Here is a 14094-nt window from a genome sequence, read left to right on the forward strand (position 1 = left end):
AACGTGTTTGCGCCGCCCCTTTCCAGGATGCGGGATTGGCGCCCTGCCTAGCAGATCGCCTCCCGATCGACAACGGATATAAAGAAATCTTTATTCCTGCATACGCGCTGGAGCTTCGCCAGCTCAATTCTCTTCGCCGAACCGGCCGGCGATCAGCATCTCCAATGCATCCATCAGTTCGGCGSCTYCCGGCCCCCGGGCCGTTACCATGATGGAGCAGCCGGGACTTGCGGCCAGCATCATCAGACCCATGATGGACGTTCCGCCGACGACGATGCCGTCCTTCTCGACCTGGACGGTCGCATCATGGCTGCCGACGAGTTGCACGAATTTGGCTGAGGCCCGTGCATGAAGGCCGCGCTGATTGACAATGGAGAATCTGCGGCGAATCCCCTCGGCCTCGGTTTGTCCCGATGCGCCTTTCATTTACCGCTCAACACCTGACTGGCCACATTTATATATTTGCGGCCCGCATTCTGCGCCGCTTCGAGCGCGCTCGCCATATCGTTGGCGGTGCGAACGCTGGAAAGCTTGATGAGCATGGGCAGGTTCATGCCCGCTATGACTTCGATCCGGCCGGTATCCATGACCGAGATGGCCAGATTCGAAGGCGTGCCGCCGAACATGTCGGTGAGGATGATCACGCCGGAACCGGTATCGGCCCTGGCGACTGCATCAACGATATCGCGCCGTCGCTGCTCCATATCGTCCTCGGCGCCGATCGATACCGTCTCGAAATTTTCCTGTCGGCCAACGACATGCTCAACCGCATGACGAAATTCATCGGCCAGGCGTCCATGGGTTACGAGAACGATGCCAATCATGCCTTCGGCACTCCGAAGCAGCATCGGAGGATATCGAAGGTCCCGCGCTTGTCAGAAAACGTTATCGACGCTGTCACACTATCACCAGGTTACATTGGCAGATAAGGTATGTCGTCCGCATTTCCTGTTCGTCCTGCAGACGTCATCATTTCGTCGCGCACTTGCCGCCGACGAGGCAAGAGCGCTATCTTGTCAACGCTTGAAGCGTTGACAAGCCCTAAATTGTAGCGATTCGAACGAATCTTGACCTAACCGGGAAAGCTTCCGCTGCGGAAGGGAACTATCCCGAACAGCGATGCGATCGCGAAAACCGCGCCCTGCGCATTGCGCCGCTCAAGCTTCAGGGACCGGACGGATGTTCCGGGCAGCACCGCCTCCGCGCCGTCATATAAACGGAGCGCATCCTTCGAATCGACCAGTTCCACAAGGAGATCGATCACGGCACGGCGCTCATGCCGAATCTGCGCCGGCCCGGCTCCGAAGGCCTCAGCCATGCCGGCAATCGGCCCGGGCGCGGTTACGATCAGTCGTCCATTGCCGGCACTCAGAAGAACCTGATCGTCTGAAACCAACTGCCCGAAGACGCCGGCCGCGCGGCAATGCGCCAGAAGGGCAAGCGCCAGTGTCGTCTTTCCCGTACCGGACAGGCCCGTGACCAGCACACCGCGATCCCCAAGGATCAGCGCCGTGCCGTGACAGTTTGGAATCTTGACGCTGCTCACGCGTCTGCCGGCAAGGTGACGACGAAGCGCGCACCGCGAAACTCGCCCGGCTTGCCGCCCGGTATGTTTTCAGCCGTCAGGGTGCCGCCATGCGCTTCTACGATCTGGCGGCTGATGGACAATCCGAGACCGGAATTCTGGCCAAAAGCCTCGCCGGCCGGCCGGTCCGTGTAGAAGCGTTCGAAGATCCGCTCGATATTCTCCACACGGATGCCCGGCCCATTGTCGTCAACGGTTATGACATTGTGCTGGCCGGCCCGAGACAGGGAAATGACGATGCGCCCGCCTTCATCCGGCACGAAAGACCGCGCATTTTCTATAAGATTGGTGATCACCTGGCCGATCCGCAGGTCGTGTCCGACAATGAAATAGCCCTTGACACCGGAAGGCAGCTTCTCCGCATGGAATTCGAGCGTGACAGGCTTCTTGCGCAAACCGGTTTCACGCGAAGCATCGACAAGGTCTCCAATGAACTTCTTGAGGTCGATCCGTGTAGCGTCCTCACGCGCGAGTTCCGCGTCGAGCCGCGAAGCATCTGAAATATCGCTGATCAGCCGGTCAAGGCGGCGCACATCATGCTGGATGATCTCCATCAGGCGTTCGCGCGCATTCTGATCCTTGGCCAGCGGCAGGGTCTCGACCGCGCTCCTGAGGGAGGTCAGCGGATTCTTCAATTCGTGTGAAACATCGGCCGCGAAGCTCTCTATCGCCTCAATGCGCGCATAGAGCGCATTGGTCATGTCGCGGATCGCCACCGAAAGATTCCCGATCTCGTCCTGGCGATGGGAGAAATCCGGTATCTCTTCCCTGCTCTTGGTTCCCCTGCGCACGCGAACCGCGGCAGCAGACAGGCGCCGTAGCGGATTGGCGATCGTCGAGGCGAGAAGCATGGAAAGAATGCCCGTCACCAGGGCCGCCACACCAAAGAAACGCAGGATCGCCATGCGTTCGGCGGCAACGATCTTATCGATATCGCCACCCTGGGTGGAAAGCATAAGGACCCCCAGAACGGCGCGGAAGCGTTGAATGGGCACCGCCACCGACACGATCTGTTCGCCCTGCTCGCTGACGCGAACGACAGTCGCGGGACTGCCGGTCAGAGCGGTCATGACTTCCGGATAAGCGGCGCCGTTGCCGCCCGGTTGCTCACGGTAGACCGGAAGATCCGAGCGACGGAAGATATCCATTACGAATTTGGTTATCCGATCTGCCAGATCCGGCTCGTCCTGCTCTACAGGCGGCAGGTTATAGCGAAGAATCTGTCCCCGCGAATAAAGATGGCGCGAATCGAGAAGCAGATTGGCGTCGCGATCATAGATGCGGGCCCGGGTGCGTGTCGGCGAGATCAACCGTCTAAGCACCGGGGCAACACGTTCGGGATTGATCGGAAAATCCAGGTTCTCCAATTGATCAGAGCCCGGGGGCAGGCTTTCGCCGGCCTGCAATTCCAAGAGTTTTTCGGGGTCGATCATGATCGTATCGGTCTCGACCGTCGCCGAGGCGGCAATCGCGCCGGCGATGATCTCGCCCTGCGTCATCAGGCTTTCCACGCGGGCGTCGATCAGGCCCTCGCGGAACTGATTGAGATAGAGGATGCCCGCCACCAGGACGCAAAGCGCCGCAAGATTGAGGAAGAGGATCCGGCGCGTCAGGCTGGAGAAAATATGGTGGCCGAGAAAGCGGCGCAAAGGGACCGTTAGCCGGCCCAACAATGCCGGCCCCGACCGTGTCGGTTTCTTTGCCCCCGTAGCGGCTTTCTTCTGCCTTGCCTCCGTCACCATTCCATTTCGCCGGAGGAACCGCGTCTCCGTCTTTCCAAACCGGTCAGAACCATCTCCGACTGTCGTTCGGCTCTGCAGCCTCGAAGGGCCTAGACCTCGCGAAAGCGATAACCGACGCCGTAAAGGGTCTCGATCATATCGAAATCGCTGTCGACGGCCTTGAACTTCTTGCGCAAGCGCTTGATGTGGCTGTCGATCGTCCGGTCATCGACATAGACCTGCTCATCATAGGCCGAATCCATCAGCGCGTCGCGGCTTTTGACGACGCCGGGCCGTTGCGCAAGCGCGTGCAGTATCAGAAATTCCGTCACCGTCAACGTGACAGGCTGCCCCTTCCAGGTGCAGGTATGGCGTTCCTGGTCCATGGAAAGCTGCCCCCGCTCCAGGGAGCGGCTCTGCGGGGTGGAGGCCTTCGCTCCCACCTCACGGGCGCTGGCGCGCCGCAACACGGCCCGCACGCGCTCGACCAGAAGGCGCTGGGAGAAGGGTTTGCGCACGAAGTCGTCGGCGCCCATCTTCAAGCCGAACAACTCGTCGATCTCGTCGTCTTTCGACGTCAGGAAGATCACCGGCAGATCGGACTTCTGGCGCAACCGACGCAACAGCTCCATGCCGTCCATGCGCGGCATCTTGATATCGAGGATCGCGAGATTGGGCGGCCTTGCGGTCAGGCCCTCGAGAGCGGAGGCGCCATCCGTATAGGTCTCGACACGATACCCCTCGGATTCCAGCGCAATCGAGACCGAAGTCAGAATGTTGCGGTCATCGTCGACAAGCGCGATCGTTGCCATGTCCGGAGGCTCCCTCATGGTCGGATGTCCCTTCTGCCTTGCAAGCCGAGATGCAGTTGCAGGACAAATTGGGTACAAAATGTGGCACAGAATTCCCTCGAAGTCACACCCGCTGCGTCGAAAGCTCGCAGGAAGGTTCCTGTATGGGCATGAGATCAATTTTCGGTAATCGGCAGATTTAAACGATTAAAAATTTTTCAAAATCTTTAAATCGATTAATTATTTGAAATCGTTTGGCTTTTCTGGTTCTCAAAAAGGCCCACCCGTTCGCGCGGGGAGGACCCGGTGCTTTTGTCCCGGATCATGAGTTCGAACCGTAACAACGAGTGGTGGCGACATGAGCGAAATCGGCAAGCGCAATCCTGACTGCGGAATCGAGACCTGCGGCCTCAAGACCTCCGGAACGATCGCCTATAATCTCAAGGAGCATCAGCTCTATGAGGAAGTGATCCGCCGCGGCGAAGCCAGGCTGACCGCACATGGCGCGATCGTTGCCGAAACGGGGCAGCACACAGGGCGCTCGGCGAAGGACAAATTCGTCGTCCGCGATGCGGACACCGAGCCTCATGTCTGGTGGGACAACAACAAGCCGATGACCCGCCAGCATTTCGACGCGCTCTACGCGGATTTCATCGCCCATGCCGCGGAGCGTGATCTCTTCGTTCAGGATCTCGTCGGCGGCGCCGACCCGGAAAACAATCTGCCGACCCGCGTCATCACCGAATTCGCCTGGCACTCGCTCTTCATCCGCAATCTTCTGATCCGCCCGGAGCCTTCGGAACTGGCAAGCTTCCAGCCCAGGATGACGATCATCGACCTACCCTCCTTCCAGGCCGATCCGGAACGTCACGGCACACGCGGCGGCACGGTCATTGCCGTTGACCTTACGCGCCTCGTCGTCTTGATCGGCGGAACTTCCTATGCCGGAGAGATGAAGAAGTCCGTGTTCACCGCGCTCAACTACATTCTGCCGACACGCGGGGTCATGCCCATGCATTGTTCGGCGAATGAAGGCCCGGACGGCGATACGGCAATCTTTTTCGGCCTTTCCGGCACAGGAAAGACAACGCTTTCGGCAGATGCCTCGCGTACGCTCATCGGCGATGACGAGCACGGTTGGGGGCCGGACGGCGTCTTCAATTTCGAGGGCGGCTGCTACGCCAAGACCATCCGCTTGTCGCAGGAAGCAGAGCCGGAAATCTTCGCTACCACGAGACGCTTCGGCACGGTGCTCGAGAATGTCATTCTCGATGAGCATGGCGTCCCCGACTTCAACGATGGAAGGCTGACAGAAAATACGCGTTGCGCCTATCCGCTGCATTTCATTCCGAACGCCAGCGAAACGGGCCGGGCCGGGCATCCGAAGAACATCATCATGCTGACGGCCGATGCCTTCGGCGTGCTGCCGCCCATCGCCAAGCTGACGCCGGCGCAGGCCATGTATCATTTCCTTTCCGGCTACACGGCCAAGGTTGCCGGCACCGAAAAAGGCGTTACCGAGCCTGAGGCGACCTTCTCCACCTGTTTCGGCGCGCCCTTCATGCCCCGCCATCCCTCCGAATACGGCAACCTGCTGCGCGAACTGATCGCCGCTCACAATGTGGATTGCTGGCTGGTCAATACCGGCTGGACCGGAGGCGCCTACGGCATCGGCAACCGGATGCCCATCAAGGCGACGCGGACGCTGCTTTCAGCCGCCCTCGACGGATCTCTGGCGCAGGTCCGTTTCCGCACCGACCCGCATTTCGGCTTCGCCGTGCCGGTCTCTATGCCCGGGATTGATGATGCCATTCTGGACCCGCGATCCACCTGGGCGGACAAGGCCGCCTATGACCGGCAGGCGGAGCGGCTGGTCGGCATGTTCATCGAAAACTTCGAAAAGTTCGAATCCCATGTGGATGCCTCCGTCCTTGGTGCGGCGCCGCGTTATCGTCAGGCGGCCGAATAGCAGGTGCAATCGCAATCATTCCGAAGAACGGCCCGGCAATCGCCGGGCCTTTTTCGTTCCGACGGCCATGTTTAGGATGCTAATTGGGCAAACAATCGAAGGCGGCGCAATGAGCGACGGCGATATCCGGATCGGATCAGGCATGTTCATTGCCGCGGACGAATTGCAGGAGAGCTTTATCCATTCGTCCGGGCCTGGCGGGCAGAATGTCAACAAGGTGGCGACCGCGGTCCAGCTTCGCTTTGATGCGCGAAATGCGCGCGGTTTGCCGGAACGCGTCCGCGAGAACGCGATTCGACTGGCAGGCAGCCGCGCCACCAAGGACGGTGTGATCATTCTCGAGGCTCGCCGTCACCGTACCCAGGAGCGCAACCGTGAGGACGCGCGCATGCGTCTCGCCGCTCTCATCGAGAAAGCGGCCGAACCGCCTCTCAAACCCCGCAAGAAGACGCGCCCCTCGAAGGGAGCCGTCGAGCGCCGCCTCAAGGCGAAAGCCGGGCGATCTTCCGTCAAAAAGATGCGCGGCAAGGTCGCACCGGAATGACGCCGGGCAGCCATCGGCATTTTATAGGGTTGAACTGGCCTGCTTGCGCGCGCCAAACTGATGATCCGGTCTGCGGCATTTTCGCCGGTAAAGATAGGGAGAGCTGATATGCTGCCCCTTCCGCCAGGCGTCCGTCATTTTCCCGGTTTCCTCGATGAGTCCCGGCAACGGGCGCTTGTCGAGGAAATCCGGGTCGTCGTGCAGTCGGCGCCGCTTTTCGTGCCGACCATGCCGAAGACCGGAAAGCCGATGAGCGTTCGCATGACCAATTGCGGCTCTCTCGGCTGGGTGACCGACAAGGAAGGCGGCTATCGCTATCAGCTCTTCCATCCTGTCACGGGCGAGCCCTGGCCGCCTATCCCAGAAAGCCTCCTGGCGATCTGGCGCGAGGCTTCGGAACATTCCGGGCCGCCGGAGGCCTGTCTCGTGAACTTCTATTCGGACAAGGCAAAAATGGGCCTGCATCAGGATCGGGACGAGCAGGATTTCTCGGCGCCGGTGGTATCGGTCTCACTGGGCGACTCGTGCCTCTTCCGCATCGGCAGTATACACCGCAGGGACCGGACCGTGTCTTTCAAGCTGGAAAGCGGCGACGTGGTCGTGCTTGGCGGCGAAAGCCGCCTCGCCTTCCATGGTGTCGACCGCATATATCCTTCGACATCGACGCTGCTGAAGAACGGGGGGCGCATCAACCTAACAATGCGACGGGTCACCAGACTGTCAGGGTCTTGAGCCAGGCCCCTTTTCGGCAAAGCCGTCAGAGCCTCCGCAGCGCCACTTCCTCTACCAGATGATTGGCGCCTTTCTTCAGGATGAGGTCGGCGCGCGGGCGGGTCGGCAGGATGTTTTCCTTGAGATTCTTCAGATTGATGTTGTGCCAGAGCCCTTCGGCAATGGCGAGAGCGGCATCCGCCGAAAGCTGCGAATAGCGATGGAAGAAAGAGTCCGGGTTGCGGAACGCGGTTTCCCGCAGGCGCATGAAGCGCTCGACATACCATTGATGGATCAGTTCTTCCTCGGCATCGATATAGATGGAGAAATCGAAGAAATCCGAGACAAAGGGCACTGCCTTTCCGTCCTGCGGAAGCTCCCGCGTCTGCAGGACGTTGATCCCCTCGAAAATAAGAATATCGGGCCTGTCGATGGTGACGAACTCACCGGGCAGAACGTCATATGTGAAGTGAGAATAAAGCGGCGCGCGGACATTGCGCAGGCCGGCCTTGATGGCCGACAGGAACCTGAGCAGCGCCCCGATGTCGTAACTTTCGGGAAAGCCCTTGCGCTCCATCAGGTTCTCGCGCCGCAGGACCTCGTTCGGATAGAGGAAGCCGTCGGTCGTGACGAGATCGACCTTGGGGCTGGAGGGCCAGCGGGCGAGAAGCTCCTTCAGCACGCGGGCGGTGGTCGATTTCCCCACGGCCACGGAACCGGCAATGCCGATGATGAAGGGCGTCTTCACCGCGCCGCTCGAATTGAAGAAAACCTTTCGCTGATTGAAGAGGAGCTGGCTCGCCTCGACATGCGCCGACAGCAGCCGTGACATGGACAGATAGACACGACGGATTTCTTCCAGATCGACCGGATCATTGAGCGAACGGAGCCGGCGAACCTCGTCCTCGGTCAGAGTCAGCGGCGTGTCGGCCCGGAACTCCGCCCACCTCTCGGCGGTGAAGATGCGATAAGGGGAATATTTTTCGCCGGATACGAGCTGGTCCATATAGCTTCCTCGATCCCGCACCCGATGCCTCAGTCCCGAGAGCGGGCCGCCTTTTCGGCTACACCCGAACGGGCTGTGCGGCGCTCCAGCTCCGCAAGAACATCGTTCAGCGGCACATTTGCGATCGCCAGAACCACCAGCCAGTGATAGATGAGATCCGCGCTTTCGGAAATCAGCGCCTGCCGATCCCGCCCGACCGCCGCGATAACGGTTTCCACCGCCTCCTCGCCGAGCTTCTGGGCGGCCTTTTCCGCCCCGGCTGCGAAGAGCCTTGCCGTCCAGGAGTCCCTCTGATCGGCCGAGGCACGTTCGGCGATGATCCTTTCCAGATCGGATAGGGTGAAACTGCTCATGCGCCCTTTTCACCTCCGCAGCCATCCAGTCGCATGGCAAGACCGGCCTTGGCCATATAGGCCTTTGCCTCGCCGATCGTATAGGTGCCGAAATGGAAAATCGAGGCGGCAAGCACCGCCGTCGCGTGGCCCTCCCTTATGCCTTCCACCAGATGATCGAGCGTTCCCACGCCTCCTGATGCAATGACCGGGGCTTTGACCGCGTCGGCGATGGCGCGCGTCAAAGCCAGATCGTAGCCCGCCTTGGTTCCGTCCCGGTCCATGGAAGTAAGCAGGATTTCGCCGGCGCCGAGAGCGACCACCTTGTGCGCAAAGTCCACCGCATCGATGCCGGTGGGCCGCCGGCCGCCATGGGTGAAGATCTCCCAGCGATCTTCTTCGCCGGCCGCAGAGATCTTCTTCGCATCGATCGCCACCACGATGCATTGGTTTCCGAACTTGTCGGCGGCGCGGGCGACGAAATCGGGATTCATCACCGCAGCCGTATTGATCGAAACCTTGTCCGCCCCGGCAAGCAGCAGCTTGCGGATATCAGTCACCTCACGCACCCCACCACCTACCGTCAGAGGCATGAAGCACTGCTCGGCCGTGCGGGCGACAACGTCGAAAATGGTTTCGCGATTGTCCGACGAGGCGGTGATATCGAGGAAGCAGAGTTCGTCCGCGCCCGCCGCATCATAAGCCTTGGCGGCCTCGACGGGATCGCCGGCATCGATCAGGTCTACGAAATTGACACCCTTGACGACACGGCCGTCCTTGACGTCGAGGCAGGGAATAATGCGGGCCTTGAGTGTCATTGCCGCTCCTCGAGCAGGCCTGCTTCCGCCTTGCGTTCGCCCCGCAGAAGGGCCAGCGCCTCTGTCGGGTCGATCCGGCCGTCATAAAGCGCCCGTCCCGAGATTGCACCTTCAAGCTTGGCAGCATCCGGCATCGTCATGCGCACGATGTCGGCGATCGAGGCGAGACCGCCCGAGGCGATGACCGGTATGGAAACCGCATCGGCGAGCGCGATCGTGGATTCCCAGTTTATGCCCGAAAGCACCCCATCGCGGTCGATATCCGTATAGATGATCGCGGCGACACCTGCCCCCTCGAAGCGTTTGGCAAGCTCCGCCGCCGAAAGGTCGGAGGATTCCGCCCAGCCTTCGACCGCGACCTTGCCGCCCTTCGCGTCGATGCCGACCGCGACCCTGCCGGGAAACGCCTTGCAGGCGGCCCTGACGAGTTCGGGATCACGCACAGCGACCGTACCGAGAATGATGCGGGCAAGGCCTTTGCCGAGCCAGCCCTCGATATGTTCCATGGAACGGATCCCGCCGCCGAGCTGCACCGGATTCTTCGTGGCTGAGAGAATGGCCTCAACAGCCTCCCCGTTTACGCTCGCGCCGGCAAAGGCACCGTTGAGATCGACCACATGCAGCCATTCGAAGCCCTGTTCCTCGAAGGCTTTCGCCTGCGCGGCCGGGTCTTCGTTATAGACAGTGGCGCTCGCCATCTCGCCCAGCTTCAGGCGCACGCACTGGCCGTCCTTCAGGTCGATGGCGGGGAAAAGGATCACGCCTCGTGTCCCTCGACGATCACGAATTTCGCCTCGGAAGCGGCAAGCCTGATTTTCAGGGCCTCCTGATATTCCGGCGAGCGGTAACATTCGAGCGCCTTTTCATAGCTCTCGAACTCCAGCACGACATGACGTGTGCCGACGGGCCCTTCCGGGTCGGTATGCCGCCCCCCTCTCACGAGGAATTTCGCGCCATATTTCTCGAAGGCGGCGGCATTCGCCTTGACATAGTCCTTATAGGTTTCGGGATCGGTCACATCGACCATCGCGATCCAATAGCCCTTCTTGCTCATGGCTTCCACCTCAGGAAATTGGTGATGAGGGCCAGACCGAGCGTCTGGCTCTTTTCGGGATGAAACTGCGTGCCAGCCAGATTGCCCCGCGCCACCACCGCGGTCACCGCTCCGCCGTAATCCGTAGTGGCAAGCACATCTACCGGCCTTTCGGCCTGGAGATGATAGGAATGCACGAAATAGGCATGCAGACCTCTCTCGCCCGTTGGAATGCCATCAAAAAGCGGATGGGGATGTTTCACGTGAATCGTGTTCCAGCCGATCTGCGGGATCTTCAAGGACGCGTCCGACGGCTGCATCTCCACCACGTCGCCCGCGATCCAGCCAAAGCCTTCGGTGACCGTCTTTTCCAGCCCGCGCGATGACATGAGCTGCATTCCGACACAAATGCCGAGAAAGGGGCGGGCCTTCTCGATCGCAACTTCCGCGATTGCCTCGACCATTCCGGGCACGGCATCGAGTCCGGCGCGGCAATCAGCATAGGCGCCGACGCCCGGTAGGACAATGCGGTCGGCTGTCCGCACGCACTCGGCGTCGGCGGTCAGATCGATCTCGGCACGGATGCCGGCCTCCCGGGCAGCGCGTTCGAATGCCTTGGTAGCCGAGCGAAGGTTACCCGAGCCGTAGTCGATGATGGCGACCCGCATCAGCGCGTCCTTGGATAGTCGAACAGGCCCAGCGCCGGCCCGCCGGCAGGCCGGATCGCCCCTGGCAAGATCACAGATCGGGTGCTGACGGGCTCGGTGGGCCGGCCTTCCAGCTCTTCCATCCGTTCGTAGGCGTAGCGGGCTTCGGCGTCCTTCCATCCGCTCGCTTCCACCACGCCCCACATACGCCATCCTCGACGGCGAAGGGACCAAAGCCTCAGCGTCGAAGCTTCCAGCCCTATCAGGAAGGACAGAAGCAGCGAAAAGGCCCAGGCTACATTCGAGACCGATTCGAAAGAACGAAGGCCAGCGAAAGCGACAATGACAATGAGGAGTGCCGCCGCCTCAATCCACATGCGGTGCCACAGGAACCAGAAGAAGGGGACCAGGAACGCGAGAAACGAAAAGCCGTCACGGACAAAGATCGTCGTTTCCGGCGCTTCGGATCTCCCGGTTCCAGTCCGCTCCATGACGACATAACTAGCCATCGAAAGGCCTATCCTTTCAGTGTGCCCTTGGTGGACGGTACGGCATCCGGCTGGCGCGGATCCACTTCCACCGCCTGGCGCAACACGCGCGCTACCGCCTTGAAGCAGGTCTCGGCTATGTGATGGTTGTTGGCCCCGTAGAGATTGGCGACATGGAGCGTAATGCCGGCATTTTGCGCCAGCGCCTGAAAGAACTCCCGCACCAGTTCAGTGTCGAAGCTGCCGATCTTCGGCGAGGAGAATGCTACATTCCAGACGAGGAAGGGCCGGCCCGAAACGTCGACCGCGGCACGCGTCAGCGTTTCGTCCATGGCGAGATCCAGCGAGGCATATCGCATGATGCCGCGCCGGTCACCCAGGGCTTTCGCGATCGCCTGGCCGATGGCAATGCCGCAATCCTCCACCGTATGGTGATCATCGATATGAAGATCGCCCTTGGCCTTCAACGTGACGTCGATCAGGGAATGGCGGGAAAGCTGTTCCAGCATATGATCGAAGAAACCGACGCCGGTCCTGATGTCGAACCGACCGTTTCCGTCGAGATCGACGGAAACGGAAATCTCGGTCTCTTTCGTCTTGCGGCTGAAATCCGCCGAACGCCTTGTCTTGCCGGAAGCCATGGCCTGTCCTTCTTGCCGGGCACGGAGCGGCTGCCTTCTACCAGCATGGCGGCTCGATTGCCAGTCGATTGCTGGCAAGGCCGCCACGGCATGGAAGCCTTTGCATTCCTTGACGTACCACATACATATGCCCGAGGAAGAGCGCCGCATGTCGGTGCGAAACGGAGTTTCTGCATATGAGCGATATTACCATGCACGCCACGACCATCGTCACCGTCCGCAAGGGCGGCAAGGTCGTCATTGCCGGCGACGGGCAGGTCAGCATGGGCCAGACTATAATGAAGGGAAATGCACGCAAGGTGCGCCGCATCGGCAAGGGCAATGTAATTGCCGGCTTTGCGGGCGCGACAGCCGATGCCTTCACGCTTCTGGAGAGGCTCGAGGCCAAGCTGGAGCAATATCCCGACCAGCTGATGCGCGCCTGTGTCGAACTGGCCAAGGACTGGCGAACGGATCGCTACCTGCGACGCCTGGAGGCCATGATGCTGGTTGCCGACAAGAGCGTTTCCCTGGCGCTCACCGGCACCGGCGACGTGCTCGAGCCCGAACAGGGCGTGATGGCGATCGGTTCCGGCGGCAATTACGCGCTGGCGGCGGCCCGCGCCCTGATCGATACGGATATGGACGCCGAGGAGATCGCCCGCAGGGCGATGAAGATTGCTGCCGACATCTGCGTCTACACCAACGACAATGTCATCGTCGAAACCCTCGATGCCGAATGACTTGCCCTCGATCGGCTTCGAGCCGGTGCGGCATGATCATCTGCCTATGCTGCATTCCTGGCTGAAGAAACCCCATGTGAGGCAATGGTGGGGCGAACCCGATCAGGAGATTAGACTGATCCGCGAAGGTCTGGAAACGGGCGAGGTCGATGCGTTTATCATTCGGGTCGACAGCAGGCCGATCGGCTATATCCAGAGCTGGTGGCCCACTGAATATGAAGAAGAGGCTTGGACGAGGGACCTTTCGCCCGACACGCCCGGCATCGACATCTTCATCGGGGAATCCGAAATGATCGGAAATGGCCTTGCCGCGCCCATCGTCCGGGCCTTCGGACGGCGGCTTTTCGAAAACGGTGCCCCGCGCATCGTCATCGATCCCGATGCGCGAAACGGACGTGCCGTCCGCGCTTATGCCAAAGCTGGATTCACCGTCTATCGCGAGTTGGAGGAGCCCGACGGCAAAACCCTCCTGATGGAAAAATTCCCGGATCCCAATTGAATGAGAGGGCTGGGGATCACAGGCTTTTCCTGGGGTACAGGCCTCCTTGTCGCGGCCGTCGTCATCATTGCCCAGGCTCTTATTCTCTATGTCTTTGGAAGAACGCCTATCTGCGAATGCGGCACCGTGAAATTCTGGCATGGGATCGTGCAGAGCTCGGAAAATTCGCAGCATCTTTCAGACTGGTACACCTTCTCCCATCTCATTCATGGTTTCCTTTTCTATCTGCTTTTCTGGTTCCTGGCGCCGAACAGCTCGCCCGGGTTCCGGCTTGTGCTGGCGGTCGGCCTCGAAACGGCATGGGAGATCGTGGAGAATACCGACTTCATCATCAACCGTTATCGCGAAGGTACGATTTCGCTCGACTATTATGGCGACAGCATCGTCAATTCGGTCGCGGACACGCTGGCCGCCGTTGTAGGGTTTGTGATGGCTGCACGGCTACCTATATGGTTCGTGGTGGCGCTCGCGCTTGTCCTGGAAGTCGCTGTAGGCTTCGTCATTCGCGATAATCTGACTCTGAACGTAATCATGCTGCTGCATCCGTTCGAACTCATACGGCAGTGGCAAACCGGATTTATATGACC

At 60.3% G+C, this 14094-nt stretch carries 19 protein-coding genes; 6 read left to right on the forward strand and 13 right to left on the reverse strand.

All coding sequences use genetic code 11. From position 1 onward, the window contains the following. Positions 1–123: 123 nt before the first annotated feature. The 5 genes from L598_RS20810 to L598_RS20830 form a co-directional block, all read right to left on the reverse strand. Positions 124–426 (reverse strand): HPr family phosphocarrier protein, encoded by a 303-nt coding sequence (locus L598_RS20810; RefSeq protein ID WP_144865858.1) that lies wholly within the window; start codon positions 424–426, stop codon positions 124–126. Continuing rightward, positions 423–824: a PTS sugar transporter subunit IIA gene (locus L598_RS20815; protein WP_144865861.1), complete on the reverse strand. Its 402-nt coding sequence runs from the start codon at positions 822–824 to the stop codon at positions 423–425. The genes L598_RS20810 and L598_RS20815 overlap by 4 nt, the downstream gene beginning before the upstream one ends. Before the next feature lie 248 nt (positions 825–1072). Then, positions 1073–1546 carry an HPr kinase/phosphorylase gene (locus tag L598_RS20820; protein WP_246658867.1) on the reverse strand — a complete coding sequence of 158 codons (474 nt, stop codon included), beginning with the start codon at positions 1544–1546 and terminating at the stop codon, positions 1073–1075. Beyond that, the gene (locus tag L598_RS20825) at positions 1543–3327 is read right to left on the reverse strand and encodes a sensor histidine kinase (RefSeq protein WP_144865864.1); all 1785 of its coding nucleotides are present in this window, start codon (positions 3325–3327) and stop codon (positions 1543–1545) included. The genes L598_RS20820 and L598_RS20825 overlap by 4 nt, the downstream gene beginning before the upstream one ends. 89 nt (positions 3328–3416) lie before the next feature. Further along, positions 3417–4118: a response regulator transcription factor gene (locus L598_RS20830; RefSeq protein ID WP_144865867.1), complete on the reverse strand. Its 702-nt coding sequence runs from the start codon at positions 4116–4118 to the stop codon at positions 3417–3419. A gap of 337 nt (positions 4119–4455) precedes the next feature. On the opposite strand from L598_RS20830, the gene L598_RS20835 reads away from it, so the two are divergent. The 3 genes from L598_RS20835 (at position 4456) to L598_RS20845 (ending at position 7342) form a co-directional block, all read left to right on the forward strand. Then, positions 4456–6066 carry a phosphoenolpyruvate carboxykinase gene (locus tag L598_RS20835; RefSeq protein ID WP_144865870.1) on the forward strand — a complete coding sequence of 537 codons (1611 nt, stop codon included), beginning with the start codon at positions 4456–4458 and terminating at the stop codon, positions 6064–6066. A gap of 109 nt (positions 6067–6175) precedes the next feature. Beyond that, positions 6176–6610 carry an alternative ribosome rescue aminoacyl-tRNA hydrolase ArfB gene (gene arfB, locus L598_RS20840; RefSeq protein WP_144865873.1) on the forward strand — a complete coding sequence of 145 codons (435 nt, stop codon included), beginning with the start codon at positions 6176–6178 and terminating at the stop codon, positions 6608–6610. Between the two features lie 108 nt (positions 6611–6718). Next, complete coding sequence (locus L598_RS20845; RefSeq protein WP_144865876.1) at positions 6719–7342, forward strand: alpha-ketoglutarate-dependent dioxygenase AlkB; 624 nt, start codon at positions 6719–6721, stop codon at positions 7340–7342. Between the two features lie 25 nt (positions 7343–7367). On the opposite strand, the gene coaA is transcribed toward L598_RS20845, so the two are convergent. Genes coaA through hisB form a run of 8 tightly spaced genes read right to left on the reverse strand, consistent with a single transcriptional unit; the run spans position 7368 to position 12286 of the window. Next, on the reverse strand, positions 7368–8327 hold the full coding sequence (gene coaA / locus L598_RS20850; protein WP_144865880.1) for a type I pantothenate kinase: 960 nt from the start codon (positions 8325–8327) through the stop codon (positions 7368–7370). Positions 8328–8356: 29 nt separating this feature from the next. Then, a complete protein-coding gene (locus L598_RS20855) occupies positions 8357–8680 on the reverse strand; it encodes a phosphoribosyl-ATP diphosphatase (RefSeq protein WP_144865883.1) in 324 nt (107 codons plus the stop codon). After that, a complete protein-coding gene (gene hisF, locus L598_RS20860; protein ID WP_144865886.1) occupies positions 8677–9477 on the reverse strand; it encodes an imidazole glycerol phosphate synthase subunit HisF in 801 nt (266 codons plus the stop codon). Before hisF ends, L598_RS20855 begins: the two co-directional genes overlap by 4 nt. Then, positions 9474–10238, reverse strand: coding sequence for a 1-(5-phosphoribosyl)-5-[(5-phosphoribosylamino)methylideneamino]imidazole-4-carboxamide isomerase (hisA, locus tag L598_RS20865; RefSeq protein ID WP_144865889.1), 765 nt, complete (start codon positions 10236–10238; stop codon positions 9474–9476). The genes hisF and hisA overlap by 4 nt, the downstream gene beginning before the upstream one ends. Further along, on the reverse strand, positions 10235–10531 hold the full coding sequence (locus tag L598_RS20870; RefSeq protein WP_144865892.1) for a DUF1330 domain-containing protein: 297 nt from the start codon (positions 10529–10531) through the stop codon (positions 10235–10237). The genes hisA and L598_RS20870 overlap by 4 nt, the downstream gene beginning before the upstream one ends. Beyond that, positions 10528–11178 carry an imidazole glycerol phosphate synthase subunit HisH gene (gene hisH / locus L598_RS20875; RefSeq protein WP_144865894.1) on the reverse strand — a complete coding sequence of 217 codons (651 nt, stop codon included), beginning with the start codon at positions 11176–11178 and terminating at the stop codon, positions 10528–10530. The genes L598_RS20870 and hisH overlap by 4 nt, the downstream gene beginning before the upstream one ends. Next, positions 11178–11666 (reverse strand): DUF2628 domain-containing protein, encoded by a 489-nt coding sequence (locus tag L598_RS20880; RefSeq protein ID WP_144865897.1) that lies wholly within the window; start codon positions 11664–11666, stop codon positions 11178–11180. Before L598_RS20880 ends, hisH begins: the two co-directional genes overlap by 1 nt. An 8-nt stretch (positions 11667–11674) precedes the next feature. Continuing rightward, entirely contained in the window at positions 11675–12286 is a 612-nt protein-coding gene (gene hisB / locus L598_RS20885; protein WP_144865900.1) for an imidazoleglycerol-phosphate dehydratase HisB, read from the reverse strand. A gap of 176 nt (positions 12287–12462) precedes the next feature. Here hisB and hslV point away from each other — a divergent pair, with 176 nt between their 5' ends. Genes hslV through L598_RS20900 form a run of 3 tightly spaced genes read left to right on the forward strand, consistent with a single transcriptional unit; the run spans position 12463 to position 14092 of the window. Continuing rightward, positions 12463–13008 (forward strand): ATP-dependent protease subunit HslV, encoded by a 546-nt coding sequence (hslV, locus tag L598_RS20890; protein ID WP_144865903.1) that lies wholly within the window; start codon positions 12463–12465, stop codon positions 13006–13008. Beyond that, positions 12998–13507 (forward strand): GNAT family N-acetyltransferase, encoded by a 510-nt coding sequence (locus L598_RS20895; RefSeq protein ID WP_144865906.1) that lies wholly within the window; start codon positions 12998–13000, stop codon positions 13505–13507. The genes hslV and L598_RS20895 overlap by 11 nt, the downstream gene beginning before the upstream one ends. Then, positions 13508–14092: a DUF2585 domain-containing protein gene (locus L598_RS20900; protein ID WP_144865909.1), complete on the forward strand. Its 585-nt coding sequence runs from the start codon at positions 13508–13510 to the stop codon at positions 14090–14092. Positions 14093–14094 lie beyond the last annotated feature (2 nt).

Source organism: Mesorhizobium sp. J18 (assembly GCF_007829525.1).
Taxonomy (GTDB): domain Bacteria; phylum Pseudomonadota; class Alphaproteobacteria; order Rhizobiales; family Rhizobiaceae; genus VLJP01.

Excerpts from the sequence above, each read along its gene's own strand:
- L598_RS20870 (WP_144865892.1), bottom strand. The coding sequence starts at position 10,531 with ATGAGCAAGAAGGGCTATTGGATCGCGATGGTCGATGTGACCGATCCC.
- L598_RS20895 (WP_144865906.1), top strand. The coding sequence starts at position 12,998 with ATGCCGAATGACTTGCCCTCGATCGGCTTCGAGCCGGTGCGGCATGAT.
- hisB (WP_144865900.1), bottom strand. The coding sequence starts at position 12,286 with ATGGCTTCCGGCAAGACAAGGCGTTCGGCGGATTTCAGCCGCAAGACG.
- hslV (WP_144865903.1), top strand. The coding sequence starts at position 12,463 with ATGAGCGATATTACCATGCACGCCACGACCATCGTCACCGTCCGCAAG.
- coaA (WP_144865880.1), bottom strand. The coding sequence starts at position 8,327 with ATGGACCAGCTCGTATCCGGCGAAAAATATTCCCCTTATCGCATCTTC.
- L598_RS20830 (WP_144865867.1), bottom strand. The coding sequence starts at position 4,118 with ATGGCAACGATCGCGCTTGTCGACGATGACCGCAACATTCTGACTTCG.
- arfB (WP_144865873.1), top strand. The coding sequence starts at position 6,176 with ATGAGCGACGGCGATATCCGGATCGGATCAGGCATGTTCATTGCCGCG.
- hisH (WP_144865894.1), bottom strand. The coding sequence starts at position 11,178 with ATGCGGGTCGCCATCATCGACTACGGCTCGGGTAACCTTCGCTCGGCT.
- hisF (WP_144865886.1), bottom strand. The coding sequence starts at position 9,477 with ATGACACTCAAGGCCCGCATTATTCCCTGCCTCGACGTCAAGGACGGC.
- L598_RS20880 (WP_144865897.1), bottom strand. The coding sequence starts at position 11,666 with ATGGCTAGTTATGTCGTCATGGAGCGGACTGGAACCGGGAGATCCGAA.
- L598_RS20835 (WP_144865870.1), top strand. The coding sequence starts at position 4,456 with ATGAGCGAAATCGGCAAGCGCAATCCTGACTGCGGAATCGAGACCTGC.
- L598_RS20845 (WP_144865876.1), top strand. The coding sequence starts at position 6,719 with ATGCTGCCCCTTCCGCCAGGCGTCCGTCATTTTCCCGGTTTCCTCGAT.
- L598_RS20855 (WP_144865883.1), bottom strand. The coding sequence starts at position 8,680 with ATGAGCAGTTTCACCCTATCCGATCTGGAAAGGATCATCGCCGAACGT.
- L598_RS20825 (WP_144865864.1), bottom strand. The coding sequence starts at position 3,327 with ATGGTGACGGAGGCAAGGCAGAAGAAAGCCGCTACGGGGGCAAAGAAA.
- L598_RS20900 (WP_144865909.1), top strand. The coding sequence starts at position 13,508 with ATGAGAGGGCTGGGGATCACAGGCTTTTCCTGGGGTACAGGCCTCCTT.
- L598_RS20815 (WP_144865861.1), bottom strand. The coding sequence starts at position 824 with ATGATTGGCATCGTTCTCGTAACCCATGGACGCCTGGCCGATGAATTT.